At 71.7% G+C, this 17,268-nt stretch carries 14 protein-coding genes; 4 read left to right on the top strand and 10 right to left on the bottom strand.

Annotated features, from left to right (window positions below; all coding sequences use genetic code 11):
* Nucleotides 1-149: 149 nt before the first annotated feature.
* Nucleotides 150-1,490 (bottom strand): UDP-glucose dehydrogenase family protein, encoded by a 1,341-nt coding sequence (locus tag ACWD6P_RS34965; protein ID WP_451448244.1) that lies wholly within the window; start codon nucleotides 1,488-1,490, stop codon nucleotides 150-152.
* A 207-nt stretch (nucleotides 1,491-1,697) separates the two neighbouring features.
* Here ACWD6P_RS34965 and ACWD6P_RS34960 point away from each other — a divergent pair, with 207 nt between their 5' ends.
* Nucleotides 1,698-2,873: an acyl-CoA dehydrogenase family protein gene (locus ACWD6P_RS34960; RefSeq protein WP_451448243.1), complete on the top strand. Its 1,176-nt coding sequence runs from the start codon at nucleotides 1,698-1,700 to the stop codon at nucleotides 2,871-2,873.
* 72 nt (nucleotides 2,874-2,945) lie between these two features.
* Here ACWD6P_RS34960 and ACWD6P_RS34955 read toward each other — a convergent pair whose 3' ends face one another.
* Nucleotides 2,946-4,238 carry an LCP family protein gene (locus ACWD6P_RS34955; RefSeq protein ID WP_451448242.1) on the bottom strand — a complete coding sequence of 431 codons (1,293 nt, stop codon included), beginning with the start codon at nucleotides 4,236-4,238 and terminating at the stop codon, nucleotides 2,946-2,948.
* A gap of 240 nt (nucleotides 4,239-4,478) precedes the next feature.
* Between ACWD6P_RS34955 and ACWD6P_RS34950 the strand changes: the two genes are divergently transcribed.
* Entirely contained in the window at nucleotides 4,479-5,033 is a 555-nt protein-coding gene (locus tag ACWD6P_RS34950) for an acyl-CoA thioesterase (protein WP_451448241.1), read from the top strand.
* On the opposite strand, the gene ACWD6P_RS34945 is transcribed toward ACWD6P_RS34950, so the two are convergent.
* Genes ACWD6P_RS34945 through ACWD6P_RS34935 form a run of 3 tightly spaced genes read right to left on the bottom strand, consistent with a single transcriptional unit; the run spans nucleotide 4,984 to nucleotide 7,622 of the window.
* Nucleotides 4,984-5,565: a VanZ family protein gene (locus ACWD6P_RS34945; RefSeq protein WP_451448240.1), complete on the bottom strand. Its 582-nt coding sequence runs from the start codon at nucleotides 5,563-5,565 to the stop codon at nucleotides 4,984-4,986. The genes ACWD6P_RS34950 and ACWD6P_RS34945 overlap by 50 nt on opposite strands.
* A 38-nt stretch (nucleotides 5,566-5,603) precedes the next feature.
* Nucleotides 5,604-6,110, bottom strand: coding sequence for a hypothetical protein (locus ACWD6P_RS34940; protein ID WP_451448239.1), 507 nt, complete (start codon nucleotides 6,108-6,110; stop codon nucleotides 5,604-5,606).
* 48 nt (nucleotides 6,111-6,158) lie between these two features.
* Nucleotides 6,159-7,622 carry an LCP family protein gene (locus tag ACWD6P_RS34935; RefSeq protein ID WP_451448238.1) on the bottom strand — a complete coding sequence of 488 codons (1,464 nt, stop codon included), beginning with the start codon at nucleotides 7,620-7,622 and terminating at the stop codon, nucleotides 6,159-6,161.
* Nucleotides 7,623-7,892: 270 nt separating this feature from the next.
* Between ACWD6P_RS34935 and ACWD6P_RS34930 the strand changes: the two genes are divergently transcribed.
* Nucleotides 7,893-8,924, top strand: a complete 1,032-nt coding sequence (locus tag ACWD6P_RS34930; RefSeq protein WP_451448237.1) for a glycosyltransferase family 2 protein — start codon at nucleotides 7,893-7,895, stop codon at nucleotides 8,922-8,924.
* A 22-nt stretch (nucleotides 8,925-8,946) separates the two neighbouring features.
* Here the strand turns inward: ACWD6P_RS34930 and ACWD6P_RS34925 are convergent, their stop codons facing one another.
* From ACWD6P_RS34925 to ACWD6P_RS34905, 5 genes are all read right to left on the bottom strand, one after another.
* Nucleotides 8,947-9,507, bottom strand: a complete 561-nt coding sequence (locus ACWD6P_RS34925) for a GNAT family N-acetyltransferase (RefSeq protein ID WP_451448236.1) — start codon at nucleotides 9,505-9,507, stop codon at nucleotides 8,947-8,949.
* A gap of 45 nt (nucleotides 9,508-9,552) precedes the next feature.
* A complete protein-coding gene (locus tag ACWD6P_RS34920; protein ID WP_451448235.1) occupies nucleotides 9,553-11,259 on the bottom strand; it encodes an LCP family protein in 1,707 nt (568 codons plus the stop codon).
* 70 nt (nucleotides 11,260-11,329) lie between these two features.
* On the bottom strand, nucleotides 11,330-13,108 hold the full coding sequence (locus tag ACWD6P_RS34915; RefSeq protein WP_451448234.1) for an LCP family protein: 1,779 nt from the start codon (nucleotides 13,106-13,108) through the stop codon (nucleotides 11,330-11,332).
* Nucleotides 13,109-13,346: 238 nt separating this feature from the next.
* The gene (locus tag ACWD6P_RS34910; protein ID WP_451448233.1) at nucleotides 13,347-14,573 is read right to left on the bottom strand and encodes an LCP family protein; all 1,227 of its coding nucleotides are present in this window, start codon (nucleotides 14,571-14,573) and stop codon (nucleotides 13,347-13,349) included.
* Between the two features lie 164 nt (nucleotides 14,574-14,737).
* On the bottom strand, nucleotides 14,738-15,502 hold the full coding sequence (locus ACWD6P_RS34905; RefSeq protein ID WP_451448232.1) for a TIGR03089 family protein: 765 nt from the start codon (nucleotides 15,500-15,502) through the stop codon (nucleotides 14,738-14,740).
* 128 nt (nucleotides 15,503-15,630) lie between these two features.
* On the opposite strand from ACWD6P_RS34905, the gene ACWD6P_RS34900 reads away from it, so the two are divergent.
* On the top strand, nucleotides 15,631-16,971 hold the full coding sequence (locus ACWD6P_RS34900; protein ID WP_451448231.1) for a peptidoglycan recognition protein family protein: 1,341 nt from the start codon (nucleotides 15,631-15,633) through the stop codon (nucleotides 16,969-16,971).
* Nucleotides 16,972-17,268 lie beyond the last annotated feature (297 nt).

Raw genomic sequence — 17,268 nt, 5'->3', positions numbered from 1 at the left:
GCGGACCGTAGGACGGAGTCTGGAGGGCCGCACCCGCAGCCGAAAACGCCCCGCGCAGCGGCAACAGCCCGCCGCAGGCGCAACGGCGAGAAACCACCGCGGCGGGAAAGCCGAAAACGTGGGAAGCCAAGCCAAGCGCAGCGGAACGGCTAGGCCGAAGGACGCCCCAGCGCCCGATACGTCCAGCCCGCCTTGCGCCACAGTTGCGGGTCCAGCGCGTTGCGGCCGTCCAGGATGCGGCGTTCGGCGACCACTTCGCCGAGGGCGGCCGGGTCCAGTTCCCGGAACTCGCGCCACTCGGTCAGATGGAGCACCGCGTCCGCGCCGCGCGCCGCCTCCAGGGCGCTGTCCGCGTAGCCCAGCGTCGGGAAGACCCGCCGGGCGTTCTCCATGCCCTTCGGGTCGTAGACGGTGACCTGGCCGCCCTGGAGGTGGATCTGGCCGGCGACGTTGAGCGCGGGGGAGTCGCGTACGTCGTCCGAGTCCGGCTTGAAGGTCGCGCCGAGGACGGCGACCCGCTTGCCGAGGAAGCCGCCGCCGACCGCGTTCCGGGTCAGCTCGACCATATGGCCGCGGCGCCGCATGTTGATCGAGTCGATCTCGCGGAGGAAGGTGAGCGCCTGGTCGGCGCCCAGCTCGCCGGCGCGGGCCATGAAGGCCCGCAGGTCCTTGGGCAGGCAGCCGCCGCCGAAGCCGATGCCGGCGCGCAGGAACTTGCTGCCGATCCGCTCGTCGTGCCCGATCGCCTCGGCCAGCTTCACCACGTCGCCGTCGGCCGCCTCGCAGACCTCGGCCATGGCGTTGATGAAGGAGATCTTCGTCGCCAGGAAGGAGTTGGCGGAGGTCTTCACCAGCTCGGCCGTGGGGTAGTCCATGACGATGAACGGCGAGCCCTCGGCGATCGGTGTGGCGTACACCTCGCGCAGCAGCTCCTCGGCGCGCTCGCCGGCCACACCGACCACGATCCGGTCCGGGTGCAGGGTGTCGTCGACGGCGAACCCCTCGCGCAGGAACTCCGGGTTCCAGGCCAGCTCGGCATCCGCGCCGGCCGGGGCGGACGCCGCCAGCCGCTCGGCGAGCCGGGCCGCGCTGCCCACCGGGACCGTCGACTTGCCGACCACCAGCGCGGGCCGGGTCAGATGCGGCGCCAGCGCGTCGAAGGCGCTCTCCACGTACGACATGTCGCAGGCGTACTCGCCGTGCTTCTGCGGGGTGTTCACACAGACGAAGTGGACGTCGCCGAAGGCGCCGGCCTCCGCGTAGGAGGTGGTGAAGCGCAGCCGGCCGCTGGACCCCTCGATGCCGGCGACATGGCGGCGCAGCAGCTCCTCCAGGCCCGGCTCGTACATCGGGACCTCGCCGCGCTGCAGCATCTCGATCTTCTCGGGGACCACATCCAGCCCCAGCACCTCGAAGCCGAGCTCGGCCATGGCGGCGGCGTGGGTGGCGCCGAGATAGCCGGTGCCGATCACGGTGATCTTGAGGGCCATGGATGCTCCAGACGCATACTGAGGAAAACGGCGCTGACCGAGCATAGTCGCGCCCGGAACGACCGACTCCAGCCCTTGCGGAAGCAGTTCCGTAACTGTCGGCAACCTCACGTATCCGCAGGCCGGGATCGGCGCCTAGAATCCGTTGACGTAACGGGTTACTTAACGGTAGTTAGCGCTACCGGCAGCTCAGGGGAGTGAGAAAGCGTGGCGGGAACCGCTGATTTCGATCTGTACCGGCCGTCGGAGGAGCACGACATGCTCCGCGAGTCGGTGCGCTCGCTCTCCGAGGCGAAGATCGCGCCGTTCGCCGCCGCGGTGGACGAGGAGGCCCGCTTCCCGCAGGAGGCGCTCGACGCGCTGGTCGCCAACGACCTGCACGCGGTCCACGTACCGGAGGCCTACGGCGGCGCCGGCGCCGATGCGCTGGCCACCGTGATCGTGATCGAGGAGGTGGCGCGGGTGTGCGCCTCGTCCTCGCTGATCCCGGCGGTCAACAAGCTGGGCTCGCTGCCGGTGATCCTCTCCGGCTCCGAGGAGCTGAAGAAGAAGTACCTGGGCCCGCTCGCCAAGGGCGACGCGATGTTCTCGTACTGCCTGAGCGAGCCGGACGCGGGCTCGGACGCGGCCGGCATGAAGACCAGGGCCGTACGGGACGGCGACTACTGGGTGCTGAACGGCGTCAAGCGCTGGATCACCAACGCCGGTGTCTCCGAGTACTACACGGTGATGGCCGTCACCGACCCGGAGAAGCGCTCCCGGGGCATCTCGGCCTTCGTCGTCGAGAAGGGCGACGAGGGCGTCTCCTTCGGCGCCCCGGAGAAGAAGCTCGGCATCAAGGGCTCCCCGACCCGCGAGGTCTACCTCGACAACGTCCGGATCCCCGCCGACCGCATGATCGGCGCGGAGGGCACCGGCTTCGCCACCGCGATGAAGACCCTGGACCACACCCGCATCACGATCGCGGCCCAGGCGCTGGGCATCGCCCAGGGCGCCCTGGACTACGCCAAGGGCTACGTCCAGGAGCGCAAGCAGTTCGGCAAGCCGATCGGCGACTTCCAGGGCGTCCAGTTCATGCTCGCCGACATGGCCATGAAGCTGGAGGCCGCCCGCCAGCTCACCTACGCCGCGGCCGCCCGCTCCGAGCGGATATCCGCCGGCGGCAAGGGCGAGGACCTGACGTTCTTCGGCGCCGCGGCCAAGTGCTACGCCTCCGACGCGGCCATGGAGATCACCACGGACGCGGTCCAGCTGCTCGGCGGCTACGGCTACACCCGTGACTACCCGCTGGAGCGGATGATGCGGGATGCCAAGATCACGCAGATTTACGAAGGTACGAACCAGGTTCAGCGGATCGTGATGGCGCGGAACCTGCCGCAGTAAGGCGGATGGGCAAAGGGCAGGGCCCCCGGATCGCGGCTGCGGTCCGGGGGCCCTGTCGTCGTGCGGCGCCGGTCAGCTGCCGGAGACCGTGACCTTCTCGTCGTTGTTGAGCTGGGAGACCAGCTGCCGGAGCTTGGCCTTGTCCCAGACGAGGTTGCCGCCGTTGCTGCCGGAGATCGGCATGTTCATCGACTTGCCCTCACCGCCCGTGACGTCCTTCATCGCGAAGAACATCTGGCCCAGGTCCCACAGGCCCATGTCCTTGTCGACGATCAGCGTGTCCAGGCCGGCGCCCATCGTCGGGTAGAGCTGGAAGGGGTTGAGCAGGGTGCCCGGGGTGGCGGTCTGGCTCGCCAGGGCGGCCAGGAACTTCTGCTGGTTCTTGGTGCGCTCCAGGTCCTGGGTCGCGAACGCGTGCCGGGTGCGGACGAAGGCGAGCGCCTGCTGGCCGTCGAGCGTCTGCTTGCCGGCCTTGAAGTCGGCGCCGGAGTCCTTGTCCTTGAAGCCCTTGGGGATGTCCATCTCGACGCCGCCGATGGCGTCCACGATGTTGGCGAAGCCGGCGAAGCCGATCTCGACGTAGTGGTCGATGTGCAGCTTGGTGTTGTGCTCGACGGTGCGCACCAGCAGCTCCGGCCCGTCCTCGGCGTAGGCCGCGTTGAGCTTGGTGTGCCGGCCGGTGCCCGGGTACTTCTTGCCGGAGTCGGAGCCGACGAAGGACGGTATCTCGACGTCCGAGTCACGGGGGAGCGAGATCAGCGTGGGGCCGTTGCTGCCGTCGTGCAGGATCATCATCGAGTCGGTCCGCTTGCCCTCGGCGGAGCCGGTGTGCAGCTTCTTCTTGTCCTCGGAGGACATGCCCTCGCGGCTGTCCGAGCCGACGATCAGGTAGTTGGTGCCGTCGCCCGGCTCCGGCCGGTCGATGACCTTGCTGAGGTCGACCTCGCGGCGGAGCTTGCTGTCGGCCCAGAAGTACGTGGCGACCGAGGCCACCAGCAGCACCGCGACCAGGGCGATGGTGATCCGCTTGATGCGCCGGCCCCAGCGGGGGCGCGGCCGCCCGCCGCCGTAGCCGTCGTCGTAGCCGCCGCCACCGCCACCGCCGCGGCCGCCGCCGTAGACCTGGCCGGTGTTGTAACCGTCGTCATACGCGTCGTCGTAGCCCTGGGACTGCTGCGGCGGGACGGTCGCACCGCGGCGCGGGGACATCGACGGCGGCAGCGGAGGCTCCTGCCGCTGATAGCCGGGGGCCGCGTCGCGCCGCACCTGCGGCATGGCACGCGCGCCCTCCGGATCGCCGCTGCTGCCGCGTCCGTACTGGTTGCCGCTCCGGTCGCCGGACCACCTGCTGGGCCACTCATTCATACCGGGCAGTGTGCACGCCACAGGGGGCTGTCCCATAGGCCGGGTGCCGGATCGGGCCAGGGCTGTTGCAGAGCTGATGCAAAGCCACGGCGGCCTTCCGCCGCATAACCGAAGGGGCCGTGACCATTCCGGCGGGGCCGCTGGAAGCATCCATTCCGGATGGTTTCCGGCGGGGGTCAGGAGATCCGTGTCACATCCGGCGTGCGACGGGTCCGTACGGTCCCCGCTTACGCTGGCTGCATGACCGAACTCGTCACCAACGACCCCGACGGTGAGCTCACGGGCAAGCCCACCTCCGTGTCCCGCATCACACTCAGCCACATCATGACGGCCGGTGACACGAACCTCCTGGGGACCGTGCACGGTGGCGTGATCATGAAACTGGTCGACGACGCGGCGGGCGCGGTGGCCGGGCGCCACTCCGGCGGGCCGGCCGTGACCGCCTCCATGGACGAGATGGCCTTCCTGGAGCCGGTCCGGATCGGCGACCTCGTCCATGTGCGCGCCCAGGTCAACTGGACCGGCCGCTCCTCGATGGAGGTCGGCGTACGGGTCCTGGCCGAGCGCTGGAACGAGTCCAGCCCGGCCCAGCAGGTCGGCTCGGCCTACCTCGTCTTCGCCGCCGTCGACGAGCAGGGCAAGCCGCGCCGGGTGCCGCCGGTGCTCCCCGAGACCGAGCGCGACAAGCGCCGCTACCAGGAGGCGCAGATCCGCCGTACGCACCGCCTCGCCCGGCGCCGCGCGATCATGGAGCTGCGCGAACGGCGCGCCGCGGAAGGCCTCGACGACGCATAACGGCCGCGGTCAGCTGCCCGAGCAGGGCCAGCCCCGCGCCGATGACGGTGCCGGCCGCCGCGCACAGCACATCGTCGATATCGGCGATCCGCCCGGCCCGCATCAGCAGCTGCGCCGTCTCGACGGCCAGGCACAGGCCCACCCCCAGCAGGAACGCCAGGGCGAAGGGCCAGCGCGGCGCCGCGAACCGCAGCAGCAGCGGCACCGGAACGAACAGCGCGGCATTGGCGGTCTGCCGCCGCACCAGCATGGCCAGCTCCCCGGGCTCCAGCGGGGCGCCCAGCTCGAACAGCCCCTCACCGGGCCGCCACCACACCGTCGCGTCCCCGGAGCCGATCGGCTGGGCCGGCGCCAGCGTCGCGACCAGGAGCAGCAGCAGCCAGCCGGCCAGCAGCACCCGGGCGGCGGTGCGCGGTGCGCCGTCGGCGGGGACGCGGGCGGCCCACAGGGAGAAGGCGACCGCCACCGCCAGCGCCGCGATGAGGAAGAGCGTCACCGTGGTGGGGGTGATGCCCAGCACAACCTGCCACACGATGCGCACCTTTCAGATAAGTCCGGACATCCCAGACATCAACTGCAGCTCCATTTTGTGACGTAGACCGTCTCACCCAGCTCCATGACGCCCCGGATGCATTCGTCCGAGAGCATCTCCACCCGGCCGCTCAGCTCGACGGCGCCGCGCTGCGTCCGCCGGGTGCCGAACCAGCCGGGGAACGCGGTGATACGGGCGTTCTTGCGCTGATAGCCGAGCCGCACGGTGATCTCGCCGAGGCCTGTCTCCCGCCCGTCGCCCGGCACCGCCCCGGGAGGAGTCGCTCCGCGACGCAGTGACGCGTGCCGGCGGTAGGTCGCGGTGTAGGTGCCGTCGGCCCCCACCGGGCCGCGCAGGCACAGCTGGCCGCGCACCAGGTCCCCGCAGCCGGTCGGCGCGGCGGGCGCCGGCGGTGCCGCGGCCGCGGTGGCCACGACCAGGCACATCGCCGCGACGGCCACCGACACCCGGCGCGCGGAGCGGCGCGCGTCCGGCCGGCTCGCCGGCGGCCTGGGCGCGGTGCGACGGGGTGCGGGCACACTCATGCCGAATCACTCATGCCGAATCCTCGCTTCGCTCGTCATGGCGTCCGCTCATGGGCACACGGCCTCATCGCCGGTGATCGCCGAGACCCGGCCCGGCTTCGGTACCGGCTCCTCCGCCCGTACCCGCTGCACCGCCCGGTGGTCCCGGCCGACCGTCACCTGCAGCACCGGGCCCTGCCCGGCCACCGGGTGCAGCTTCGCGCCGGGCAGCGCGGCGGCCAGCGAGCGGGCCGAGCGGTCCCAGCGCGGGTCGTAGGCGATGACCGTACGGCGCACCTTGCCGATGGTGGAGTTGCCGGGGGAGCCGGTGGTGACGAACCCGGCGGCACGCAGCTCCGTGGCCACCGACGCCCCCAGTCCCGCCCGGTCGCTGCCGTTGCTGACGTGCACCTGGATCCGGCCCGGCGGTACGTCCACGACCCTGGCGTGCGGCTTCTTGTGGTCGCGGGGCACCGCGATCGGCCGGTCCTCGCGGATCGCCTGGAAGAGCTTCGGCGCCTGCACCGGATCCCACTGCACCGTCGAGCCGACGCCCGGCACCGGCTGCGCCAGGTCGCGCAGCGGTACGGAGGTGAACTCCGAGGACGACGGGGTGAAGCCGCGCATCGCCTGTCCGAGGTCGACCAGGTCGTTGGCGCCGAAGCCCGAGTCGGCGCGTACGGACTTGAGCATCGTGTCGGCCACCTCCTTGAAGCGGATCGGGTTCATCAGCACTCCGGAGGAGGTGATCTTGTGGATGAGGGCGGCCAGGAAGCGCTGCTGACGCTGCATCCGGCCGAGGTCCGCGGAGCCGTCGACATGCCGCGAGCGCACGTACTGCAGCGCCCGGCCGCCGTTGAGCTGCGACCTGCCGGCCGGCAGGGCCAGCCCCGTATGGCTGTCGCGCAGCGGCCGCGGGGTGCAGATCTCCACCCCGCCCACCGCGTCCACGCTGTCCATGAAGCTGGTGAAGTCGACCTCCAGGTAGTGGTCGATATGCACCCCCGTCATGTGCTCGACGGTCCGCACGGTCAGGTTGGGGCCGCCCTCCGCGTACGCCGCGTTCAGCTTGATGGCGTGCTGGGGGCGCCGGCGGCCGGTGGCGGCGTCCGTGTGGGCGGGGACCTCGGCGTAGGAGTCGCGCGGCAGGCTGACCACGCTGGCGCGGTCCCGGTCGGCGGAGAGGTGCACCAGCATCAGGGTGTCGGTGCAGTGGCAGGGCGCGCCGCCCAGCCGGTACTTCCGCTTCTTCGCCGCGGTGAGCTTGTCGCGTCCGTCCGTGCCCACGACCAGGAAGTTCAGCCCGTCGCCGCCGCCCGGCCGGTTGCTCATCCCCTGGAAGGCGTCCACCCGCCCGATGCCGCTCTCCACGCCCGTCACCATCGCGTGCCCGACGCCGCTGGCGGCCAGCAGCAGCACGGACGCGGCGGCGCTGCTCCGCAACCCCCACCGCCGGCCGGGCGGGCGCCGGCGCGGGCCTGGCCGGGCGGCCCGGCGGCCGGCCGGGCGGGGGGAGCGGAACGGCGCGGTCACAGGGGACACCTCCGCGGCTGGCCGGGCGTGATCGGCGCCCGGCGGGGGAGCGGTCGGGATAGAAGGGGAGAAAAGGAACGAAACGGGAGAGGACACCGTATGTCCATATGATCGGCTGCAAAGCGTCACACGCCGGTCGCCGTCCGCCCGGCCACCCGGCTGCGTCCGAGCGCGTCCCCCATTCGCGGTAACGTGAGTCGCGATACCGCAGTCTCCCGGCGGGCGCTGCCGTCCCTGGCGGCTCCGACACGGGCCGACCCCCGAGGAACCATGCCGCAGCAGCAGCCCCCGGCCGTCTCCGTGATCATGCCGGTGCTCAATGAGGAACGTCACCTGCGCAATTCGGTCCGGCACATCCTGGAGCAGGAGTACGCCGGCGAGATGGAGGTGGTGATCGCCCTCGGCCCGTCCACGGACCGTACGGACGAGATCGCCGCCGAGCTCGTGCGCGAGGACCCGCGGGTGCACACCGTGCCGAACCCCACAGGCCGCACCCCCGCCGCGCTCAACGCCGCGATCAAGGCGTCCCGGCACCCCATCGTGGTGCGGGTGGACGGGCACGGCATGCTCTCGCCCGACTACATCGCCACCGCCGTGCGCCTCCTGGAGGAGACCGGCGCGGCGAACGTCGGCGGCATCATGCACGCCGAGGGCGAGAACGCCTGGGAGGACGCGGTCGCCGCCGCGATGACCTCCAAGATCGGCGTCGGCAACGCCGCCTTCCACACCGGCGGCCAGGCCGGCCCCGCCGAGACGGTCTACCTCGGCGTCTTCCGCCGTGAGGCGCTGGAGCAGCAGGGCGGCTACAACGAGGAGTTCATCCGCGCCCAGGACTGGGAGCTGAACTTCCGGATCCGCGAGGCCGGCGGCCAGATCTGGTTCTCACCGGAACTGAAGGTCCAGTACCGCCCCCGGCCGAGCGTCAGGGCGCTGGCCAAGCAGTACAAGGACTACGGCAAGTGGCGCCATGTCGTCGCCCGCTACCACGCCGGCTCGATCAACCTGCGCTACCTGGCACCGCCGACCGCGGTCTGCGCGATTGCCGCGGGCGCCGTCGTCGGCGCGGTCCTCACCCCGTGGGGCTTCGTGGTCCCGGCCGGCTACCTCGCCGCCATCACCGCGGGATCGCTCCCCGCCGGCAAGGGCCTGTCGCTCAAGGCCCGCGCCCAGATCCCGGTGGCGCTGGCGACCATGCACATGTCCTGGGGCGTCGGCTTCCTCACCAGCCCCCGCTCCCTCGCCAGGAAGGTCATCGCCAGCCGCCGCCCGGCTGTCGTGGCACCGGCGGCCGGAGCCCAGTAGCGGGTCCGCGCGGGCGGCCCCGTCAGGACGGCCGCCCGCCCGCCCGCCACTCCGGAGCGAGCACCGACCAGATCTCCTCGTCGTGCCGCTCCCCGCGGTGCAGGTGGCTCTCGCGCAGCACGCCGTCCCTCGTCATCCCCAGCCGCCGGGCCACCGCGATGCTGGCCTCGTTCCCCGAGGAGACCCACCACTCCACCCGGTGGATGCCGCGCTCCTCGACGGCCCAGTCGATGAGCACCCGCACGGCCCGGGTCACCAGCCCCTTGCCCGTCGCCGACGGCTCCAGCCAGCAGCCCGCCTCGGCGGTGCCCTGCGCGACGTCCATCGTCCGCAGGATGACCGCGCCGACCAGTCTGCCCTCCGCCCAGATGCCGCAGATCCGCCCGGTGTCGGCCGCGGCCTTCTCCGCGTACGTCCGCAGGTAGGCCCGGCTCGACTCCAGGTCCGTGACCACGTCGGGCAGCCCGTTGTGCCGCCCGATGAACTCCCGGCCCCGGTCCATGTGCGCCAGGAACTCCCCGGCCTGCCACGGTTCGAGCGGGCGCAGCTGTGCGCCGTCGTCACTCAGCGGTATCGCGAACATCGTCACCTTCGGAAGCGGTCAGGGGGACGGGGAGCGGCAGGGAACCTAGAAGGAGTACTCGGGGTTCACCTTCATGCAGGCCTTGGAGTCCTCGCCGTTGAGGGCGTCCGCGCTGGCCGGGGCCTTGTCGGCGGGCTTCTCGCCCTCGGGCTTCTTCGGGTACGCCGGGCCGCTGCGCCAGTCGTTGCCGACCACCAGCCGCATCCCGGTGGCCGAACTCGACTCCCGGACCGCGCCCTTGGGCAGGCCGAGCGCCTTGGCCAGGGCCAGCGCGTCGCCCCGCTGGGCCTTGTCGCGGTACGTGATCGTGGTGTCGGCCTGGCCGGTGAGGACGGAGTCGGTGGCGGCGGCCGTGTAGCCGAGGTTCACCAGCTGCTGCTGCACGGTGGACGCGCGGCCGGAAGCCGGTCCGCTGACCGTGCTGTCGGTGCCGTTCTGCACCACGACCTTCAGCTGGTCCTTGGGCGTTGCGGCCTTGGGGTCCGGCGTCGACTTCTTCTTCTTGTCCCTGCCGTCCAGCGCGGTGTCGTTGCGCAGCATCGCGAAGGTCGCCTCCGCGTCGCCGGGCTTGGGCATGACGTAGCGCTCGCCGGGGCCGTACTGCCAGGGCATGGTCACCATCGTGATGCGCTTGGTCGGCACCCGGCTCAGGTCACCGCCCAGGTCGTAGAGCTTCTTGACGGTGTCGAGCCCCTCGTCGACGGTCAGCGCGTTGGTCGCCGCCTCCGCCAGGTCGCGCAGCTCGCCGGGGTTGGTGAGCTTGGCGTCCTTCTTCAGCTGACGGACCATCGAGTTCATGTACATGTGCTGGGCCTTGGCCCGGCCGATGTCGGTGTTGTCCTCGAAGCCGTAACGGGTGCGCAGCCACTGCAGGGCCTGGACGCCCTTGACGGGGTGGGTGCCCTTGGTGAGTCTCAGCCCGCTGCCGTGGCCCTTGCTGTCGTGCGAGTAGACGTTGTTGTCGACGCAGACCGGGACGCCGCCGATGGCGTCCGCCATGGACACCACGCCGGAGAAGTCGACCATCATGAAGTGGTCGATGTAGACGCCGGTCAGCTCCTGCCAGGTGTCGAGCGTGCAGCCCGGACCGCCGTGCTGGAGCGACTCGTTGATGGGGGCGGTGGTCTGCGGATAGACCTCGCGGGTCTTGGGGTCGGTGCAGCGCGGGATCGTCACCCGGGTGTCGCGGGGAATGGAGATCACCGACATGTTGCTGCGGTCGGCGGAGACGTGCAGCAGCATCTGGACGTCGGCCAGCGGCTTGCGGTCCGCGTCCTGCCTGGCGCCGCCGAGCTTGATGTTCTGCTTGCTGTTCCGGCCGTCGGAGCCCAGCAGCAGGATGTTCAGCGGGCTCTGCCCGAAGGCGTTGGGGTCCGGCTTCTTCAGACCGCTGCCCAGGGAGCGGGGGGCCTTGCGGAGGTTGCTGTTGAGGTGCTCGTAGTACCAGTAGCCGGCGCCCGCCGCGCCCACTATCAGGACGGCGACGGTCAGGGCGCTCCAGCGCAGCACCTTGCGGCCCTTGCCGCCCTTGCGACGGCGCGGCCGGCCCCCTCTGCGGTGGCCGCCGGCCCCGTCGTCCGGCACGTCCCCGTCACCGGCGGGCACCGCGCCGCCCTCGGGGGGCGTCCAGCCGGGGGCGTCCGGGGGCAGCCCCTTGTCCTCGTAGAGGCTGTCGTCCCAGCCCAGCTCCTGTGCCTCCGGCTCGCGCCGGCGCCGCCGTGAGCCCTCACCACGCACACTGCTCTGCCGCATTGGGCCCTCTCCCCGTTGTCAGTCCGGTGGCGCGCTCGGCGCCTTCACAGGCGGCCGGATCCCGCTCGGTTCACTTCGCGCAGACGTTCTTGTCGTCTGCATTGACGTTCTGCACCCCGTCCGGGGTTTCGGTCGGCGCCTCGATCGGCGTGCCCGGGGCCTTGAAGTCCTTGCCGAGGATGAGCTTCATCGGTACGCGGTCGCCGGCGTCCTGCGCGGACTTCTTCAGCGCGCTCTTGGGCAGGCCCATCCAGTCGGCCAGGGTCGCGGCCTGCGCGGCCTGGTTGGGGGCGTACTCCAGGCGCGTGGTGGCCAGCTTGGCGGGGGCGTTGCCGGCGTTGGTGGAGAGCCGGGCGGCCTTGGTGTTCTGCAGCCAGTCCACGGTCTCCTGCGCCGAGCCGATCGGCCCGCCGCCGTTGCTCACATCGACCCGCACCAGCTCCGGCGGAGCCTTCCTGACCGACCCGGAGCCCTTCTTCTTCTTGCCCTTCTTGTGCTTGGCAAGGGTGTGGTCCGCCTGCACCATCCGGAACAGCGGGTCCGCCTTGGCCTGGTCGAGGATGACGGTGGCCGGGTCGTTGGGGTTGTCCAGCACCGGCACCGTGGCGAAGGTGACCTTGTCGATGTCGACCTGCTTGAGGTCGTTGCCGAAGTCCAGCAGCTTGCCCGCCGTACCGATACCGGTGTCGACGGTGAGCGCCTTGGTCGCCGCCTGGCTGACGTCGTAGAGCTTGCCGGGGCTGGAGAACGCGTCGGACTTCAGCTTGCGGATCAGCGAGCTGAGGAACTGCTGCTGCATCTCGATCCGGCTCAGGTCGCTGCCCGTCCCGACGGCGTGCCGGGTACGGACGAACGCCAGCGCCTGCTCGCCCTTGACGATGTGCCGGCCGGCCTTCAACTTCAGGTGCGACTTGGGGTCGTTGATGTCCTTGGCCGCGCACACCTCGACGCCGTCCACCGCCTCGGACAGCTCCTTGACCGCGTTGAAGTCGGCCATCATGAAGTGGTTGATCTTCAGCCCGGTCAGCTTCTCGACGGTGCGCCAGGTGCAGCCGGGGTCCCGGCCCTCCTGGCCCAGGCTGGTGTTGAAGCGCACCCCGTTCTGGCCCGGGATGTGCTTGCGTGAGCCGTCCTTCTGCTTCGTCGAGCAGCTGGGGATGTCGGTGATCAGGTCGCGCGGGATGCTCAGCGCGGTCGCGTTCGTGCGGTCCTTGGAGATGTGCATCAGGATCGTGGTGTCCGCGTGCCCGACGCTGCCGGCGTCGCCGTAGCCCGAGTTGCCCTTACCGGAGCGGGCGTCCGTCCCGATGATGAGGAGGTTGACCGGGCCGTCGGAGACCGCCTCGTTCTCCACGCCGACGTCGACCTTGTTGATGTTGCCGTCGAGCTGCTGGTAGATGAAGTACGCGCCACCGCAGCCGGCGACGAGCACAAAACCCAGCACACCGGCCGTCCAGTACAGCGCCTTCTTCTTGCCGGACGGCTTGGGCTTGCGCTTGCGGCGGCCGGCCGGGCCCGCTGCGGACGGCGATGCGGTCGCCGTACGGCCGGCCGCCCGGCGCGCCGCCGCCCGGCCGCCCGCGGGGCGCTCGTCCCCGTCGTCCGTGGCGCGCTCGCCGCGGCGGCCGCGCTGGGTCGGCAGCGGACGGGTGTCGGTGTCACCGATCTCCTCGGCCCGCGCTCGCGCGGCGCGTCTGGAGCCGGGCGCCTTGCGGTCGGAAGGCCGAGCGGGGGCTTGACCGGCAGGGTCAAGCCGCAGCTCGTAGTTGCCGGTGTTCGGATCGAACACCCACTGATCGGCGGGATCGACGTTGTTGTCGTCCGCCTGCCCACGGCCTTGCGCGTCCACGGTGCCTTGAGTCCTCCGTCGGTGCCACGCGGCGCCATCCCCTCAAGGCGCTCGGTAGGTCGATCGTGCAGTGCTTGGTCAATGGTGCATGGTCATCGGTCAGCCAAACGTGCGGACCGGATCGCTCACACTATCCGCCCAGTTCAGCGCCCCGCGACGCGCGTGACAAATTCCACTTCCCTACAACTGGGCATTCCGCCCAATCCATTCGCGTCATCGGGAGTCCTTTGCGGCATCTTTATTCGCAGATCCCGCGCTGCGCGGTCGTCCCCGGAAAGGTCGGGCCCGAACTCGCCGACGGCGAAGGGGCGGCCCCGGGCGTGCCGTCCGAGGATCCGCCGGCAGTGCCGGACCCCTCCTCGGCGGCGTCGGGCGCGGGCGTCACCGTCACCGGAAGATCGCTGCGCAGCTGCCCGAAGAGCCGGCCGGCGTCCGGTTCCACCAGCTCGTCGCGGTTGGGGTCATAGCGGTACTCCTGGCGCGGCACGGTCAGGAACTGGACCCGCTCGGTCGGAATGTTGCGAGTGCTGCGCACCAATTCGTACAGACCCCGCAGGGAAGCCAGCCCGGGATCGGTGGTCAGTGAACTCGTCGCGGCATCCAGCACCGGATACAGCCGGGTTGGATTGAGCAGGACACCATTACTCTGCACTTTCTTCACGAGAGCCCCAAGAAAACGCTGTTGCCTCTCCATGCGCTGGGTGTCACTGCCGTTGCCCAGGCTCTTGCGCGCGCGGACGTATCCGAGCGCGGCCTCGCCGTGCAGCGTCTGCCGTCCCGCGGGCAGCCGCAGCCGCGCCTCGTCGTCGCGGACGGGCTGCGGCAGGCAGACCTCGACGCCGTCCACCGCGTCCACCATCCGCTTGAAGCCGACGAAGTCGATGATCATGTAGTGGTCGATGCGGATCCGGGTCGCCTTCTCGGCCGTACGGATCGTGCAGGCCGCACCGCCGAAGGCGAACGCCGAGTTGAACTGGGCCGTGCGGGGGCCGGTCTCCGTGCCGTCGGAGCGCTTGCAGTGCGGCACCGTCACCATCAGATCGCGCGGAATGCTGACCACGGTGGCGCTCTTCCGGTCCGCCGCCAGGTGCAGCAGCATCGTGGTGTCCGAGCGCTGGCCGCGGCTGCGGCCGTACTCGCGGTTGCCGCCCGTGCGGCTGTCCGAGCCGATCAGCAGCAGGTTCTGCGCGTTCGGCGGGCCCGCGGGGGGCCGCTCGGACTCCCACTTGCGCAGCTCCCGCTCGGTGGCGCTGTCGGTGTGGATATTGCTGTTGAGCTTGGCGTACACGGCCCAGCCGGCCCCCGCCGCGGCCAGGACGAGAGCGGACGCCCCGAACGCCGCCCAGCGCCGCCAGCGCCGGCGGCGGGGCGGCCCCGGCCGGTCCGGTCCCGGCCCCCCGGCCGGGTGCCCGGCCCAGCCGTCGAACCTGGGGGGCTCGGGGGTATCGGTCACGTGTGCGTCCATCCCTCACGGAGTCGGCGTCGCGCCCGTACGCGGGGCCCGGACGGAACAGCAGACGGACAAAGCCCTGCACGGTGGTACGTAACTTAAGATCATGGACCGAAACCGGCTTACCGTCCCGCAAGGGGCACTCTCCCTCCCCCGTCCGGAGGAAGGCGGCGGGAACCTCAGGCCACCGGCAGCGGCGCCCTGAACGTGATCTTCTCGCTCGTTTCGCGGGCCGCCGCGCCCTCGGCGCCCAGCCGGCCGAGATGGCGGCACAGCACCACCGAACCACCGGCCGCCAGCGGCGCGTACAGCCCGTACGACAGGCCCTGCCAGGTGTCGTACGGCAGACCCGACAGCACCCGGGGCGCCTGCGGCAGCGCGTCCGCTTCCGCGTCGGCCAGCGCGCGTGCCGTGATCCCCGCGCCGGTCAGCTCCTCGCCGCCGACGACGAGCGCCACCCCGCCCGGATCCACCGGAGCGAACGGCGCGAACCGGTCGCCCTGGCTTGGCACCTCCACCGCGTAGTCCGCGAAACCCGCCGGCGGCTGCGGGAAGCGGCCGCCCAGCGGGCGCAGCGCCAGCGCCACCCGCTCCCCGGAGCACGCCCGCGCGGCATCGAGCCGGTCGGGCCCGGCGACGACGAGGTCGGCGGCGGCCGGATCGCCGTCCACCTCCGCGACCACGCCCACCGACGAACAGGCCAGCAGCCATACGGCGGTCTGCCAGTGCGCGGGCAGCAGCAGCGCGAGCCGGTCGCCGGGCTCGGCGGCCAGATCGCCCTGGAGGTAGTTGGCGGTCTTGGCCACCCAATTGGCGAAGGTCGCGACGGACAGTTCCACGCGCTCGCCGGTGGCGTCGTCGTAGAAGGTCACCAGCGGGCGGGCCGGGTCCGCGGCGAGCGCGGAACTCAGCAGGTCGGCGGGGGTGCGATCGGTGGCGTTCATCGCGGCCAGGGTACGCGCGGCGGTGTCCGGGGGCGGGCGGGCACGGCAGGTCCGGGCCACCGGATCGGCCGATACCCGCTCGGACCAGCGTTGGCGGGTTTCCTCCGGCCGTGTTCACGATGCTGTCCATGCGCCCTTTCCTCGCGAGCTGCCTCGGCGCGGCGTGCACCGCCGCCATCGCCCTGCCCTTCGCGCCGGACGCACCGGCCGCCGCCGGCCGCCCGCCGGGCACGCCCACGGTGCGCGCCGGTGACCTGCCGGGCAGTACCCAGTCCCTGCCGGTGGCGGTACTCGGCGGGCCCACCCAGCACAGCACCGACCGCGACACCGGCGCGCCCAGGCCCCTCGGCCTGCCGGCCCGCACCGTGCGGCCGTTCTCCCTCCTCGGCGTCGTCTGGGACGACGCCGGTGCCGAGCTGCACGGCCGCGTCCAGGTCCGCACCCGATCCACCGCCACCGGCGCCTGGTCCACCTGGCAGGACCTCCAGGCGCACAACGACGACGCCCCCGACCCCGGCGCCGCCGAACGCCGCGACAGCGCCGTACGGGGCAGCACCGCTCCCCTGTGGGTCGGCGACTCCGACGCCGTCCAGCTGCGCATCACCCCCCACACCCCGGACCGCGCACCGGCCGCCACCCCCCGAGGGCTGCGCCTGGAACTCGTCGACCCCGGCGCCCCGCCGCCCGGCGGCCCGCGCCCACAGGCCGACCCCCCGGCCCCGGTCGCCTCCGAGGCCACCGCGGCCTCCGCCGCCAACGCCCCGCTCGCCCCCCTCGGCGCCACCGAGATCCCGGCCCTCGACCAGGCCGCCTCCCAGGCCGACGGCGCCGCCGTGGACGGGCCGGCGCCGCCGGTGCACCAGCACATCGGGCCGCGCCCGCGGATCGTCACCCGGGCCGGCTGGGGCGCCGACGAGCGGATGCGCGAGAAGGCCTTCATCTACACCCGCACCGTGCGCGCGGCCTTCGTCCACCACAGCGGATCGGGCAACAACTACACCTGCGCGCAGTCGCCCGCGCTGATCCGCGCCATGTACCGCTTCCACGTCAAGAGCAACCACTGGCGGGACATCGGCTACAACTTCCTCGTCGACAAGTGCGGAACGGTCTACGAGGGCCGCGCGGGCGGTGTCGTCAAGCCGGTCATGGGCGCCCACACCCTCGGCTTCAACTCCGACAGCACCGGCATCGCCGTCCTGGGCGCCTTCACCGGCAGCGAGCCGCCCAAGGCCGCCGTCGACGCGGTCTCCCGCCTGGCGGCCTGGAAGCTCGGCCTCTACCGCGTCGACCCGCGCGCCACGATCCAGATGCTCTCCGGCGGCAGCAACCGCTTCCCCAAGGGCGCCAAGGTCCAGATGCACACCATCGCCGGCCACCGGGACGGCTTCACCACCGACTGCCCCGGCGCCCGCCTCTACAACAAGCTCGCCGCCGCCCGCCTCAGCGCCGCGCATCTGCAGGGCCGGTGACCGGTTTCGACCGGTCACCCCGGCACTCGGGGGTTTGCGCTGGTCTGCTGGGGTGCATGTTGCAGGCACACTGAACCGTTTCTGCCCCGCACACGTCTCAACGATCACGAGGTGTACGCCCGGGGTCCGTGCGTCCCGCCTCGGGCGACCGGAAAGCCGTCTGCCTACACTGGTCCGCCCGACCGGCCGACCCCAGCAGGAAGCAGAGAAGACACCGTGCCGCACCGCTGCGCTGCGGGGGCGGAGAAGCGAACAGAGGACACCGTGAGCGTCGCACCTGCAGCCGCCGGGCGGCAC

It is taken from the genome of Streptomyces sp. NPDC002446 (assembly GCF_053595675.1).
The sequence above is the reverse complement of the archived record's forward strand: the minus strand, read 5'-3'. Positions and strand labels throughout refer to the sequence as shown.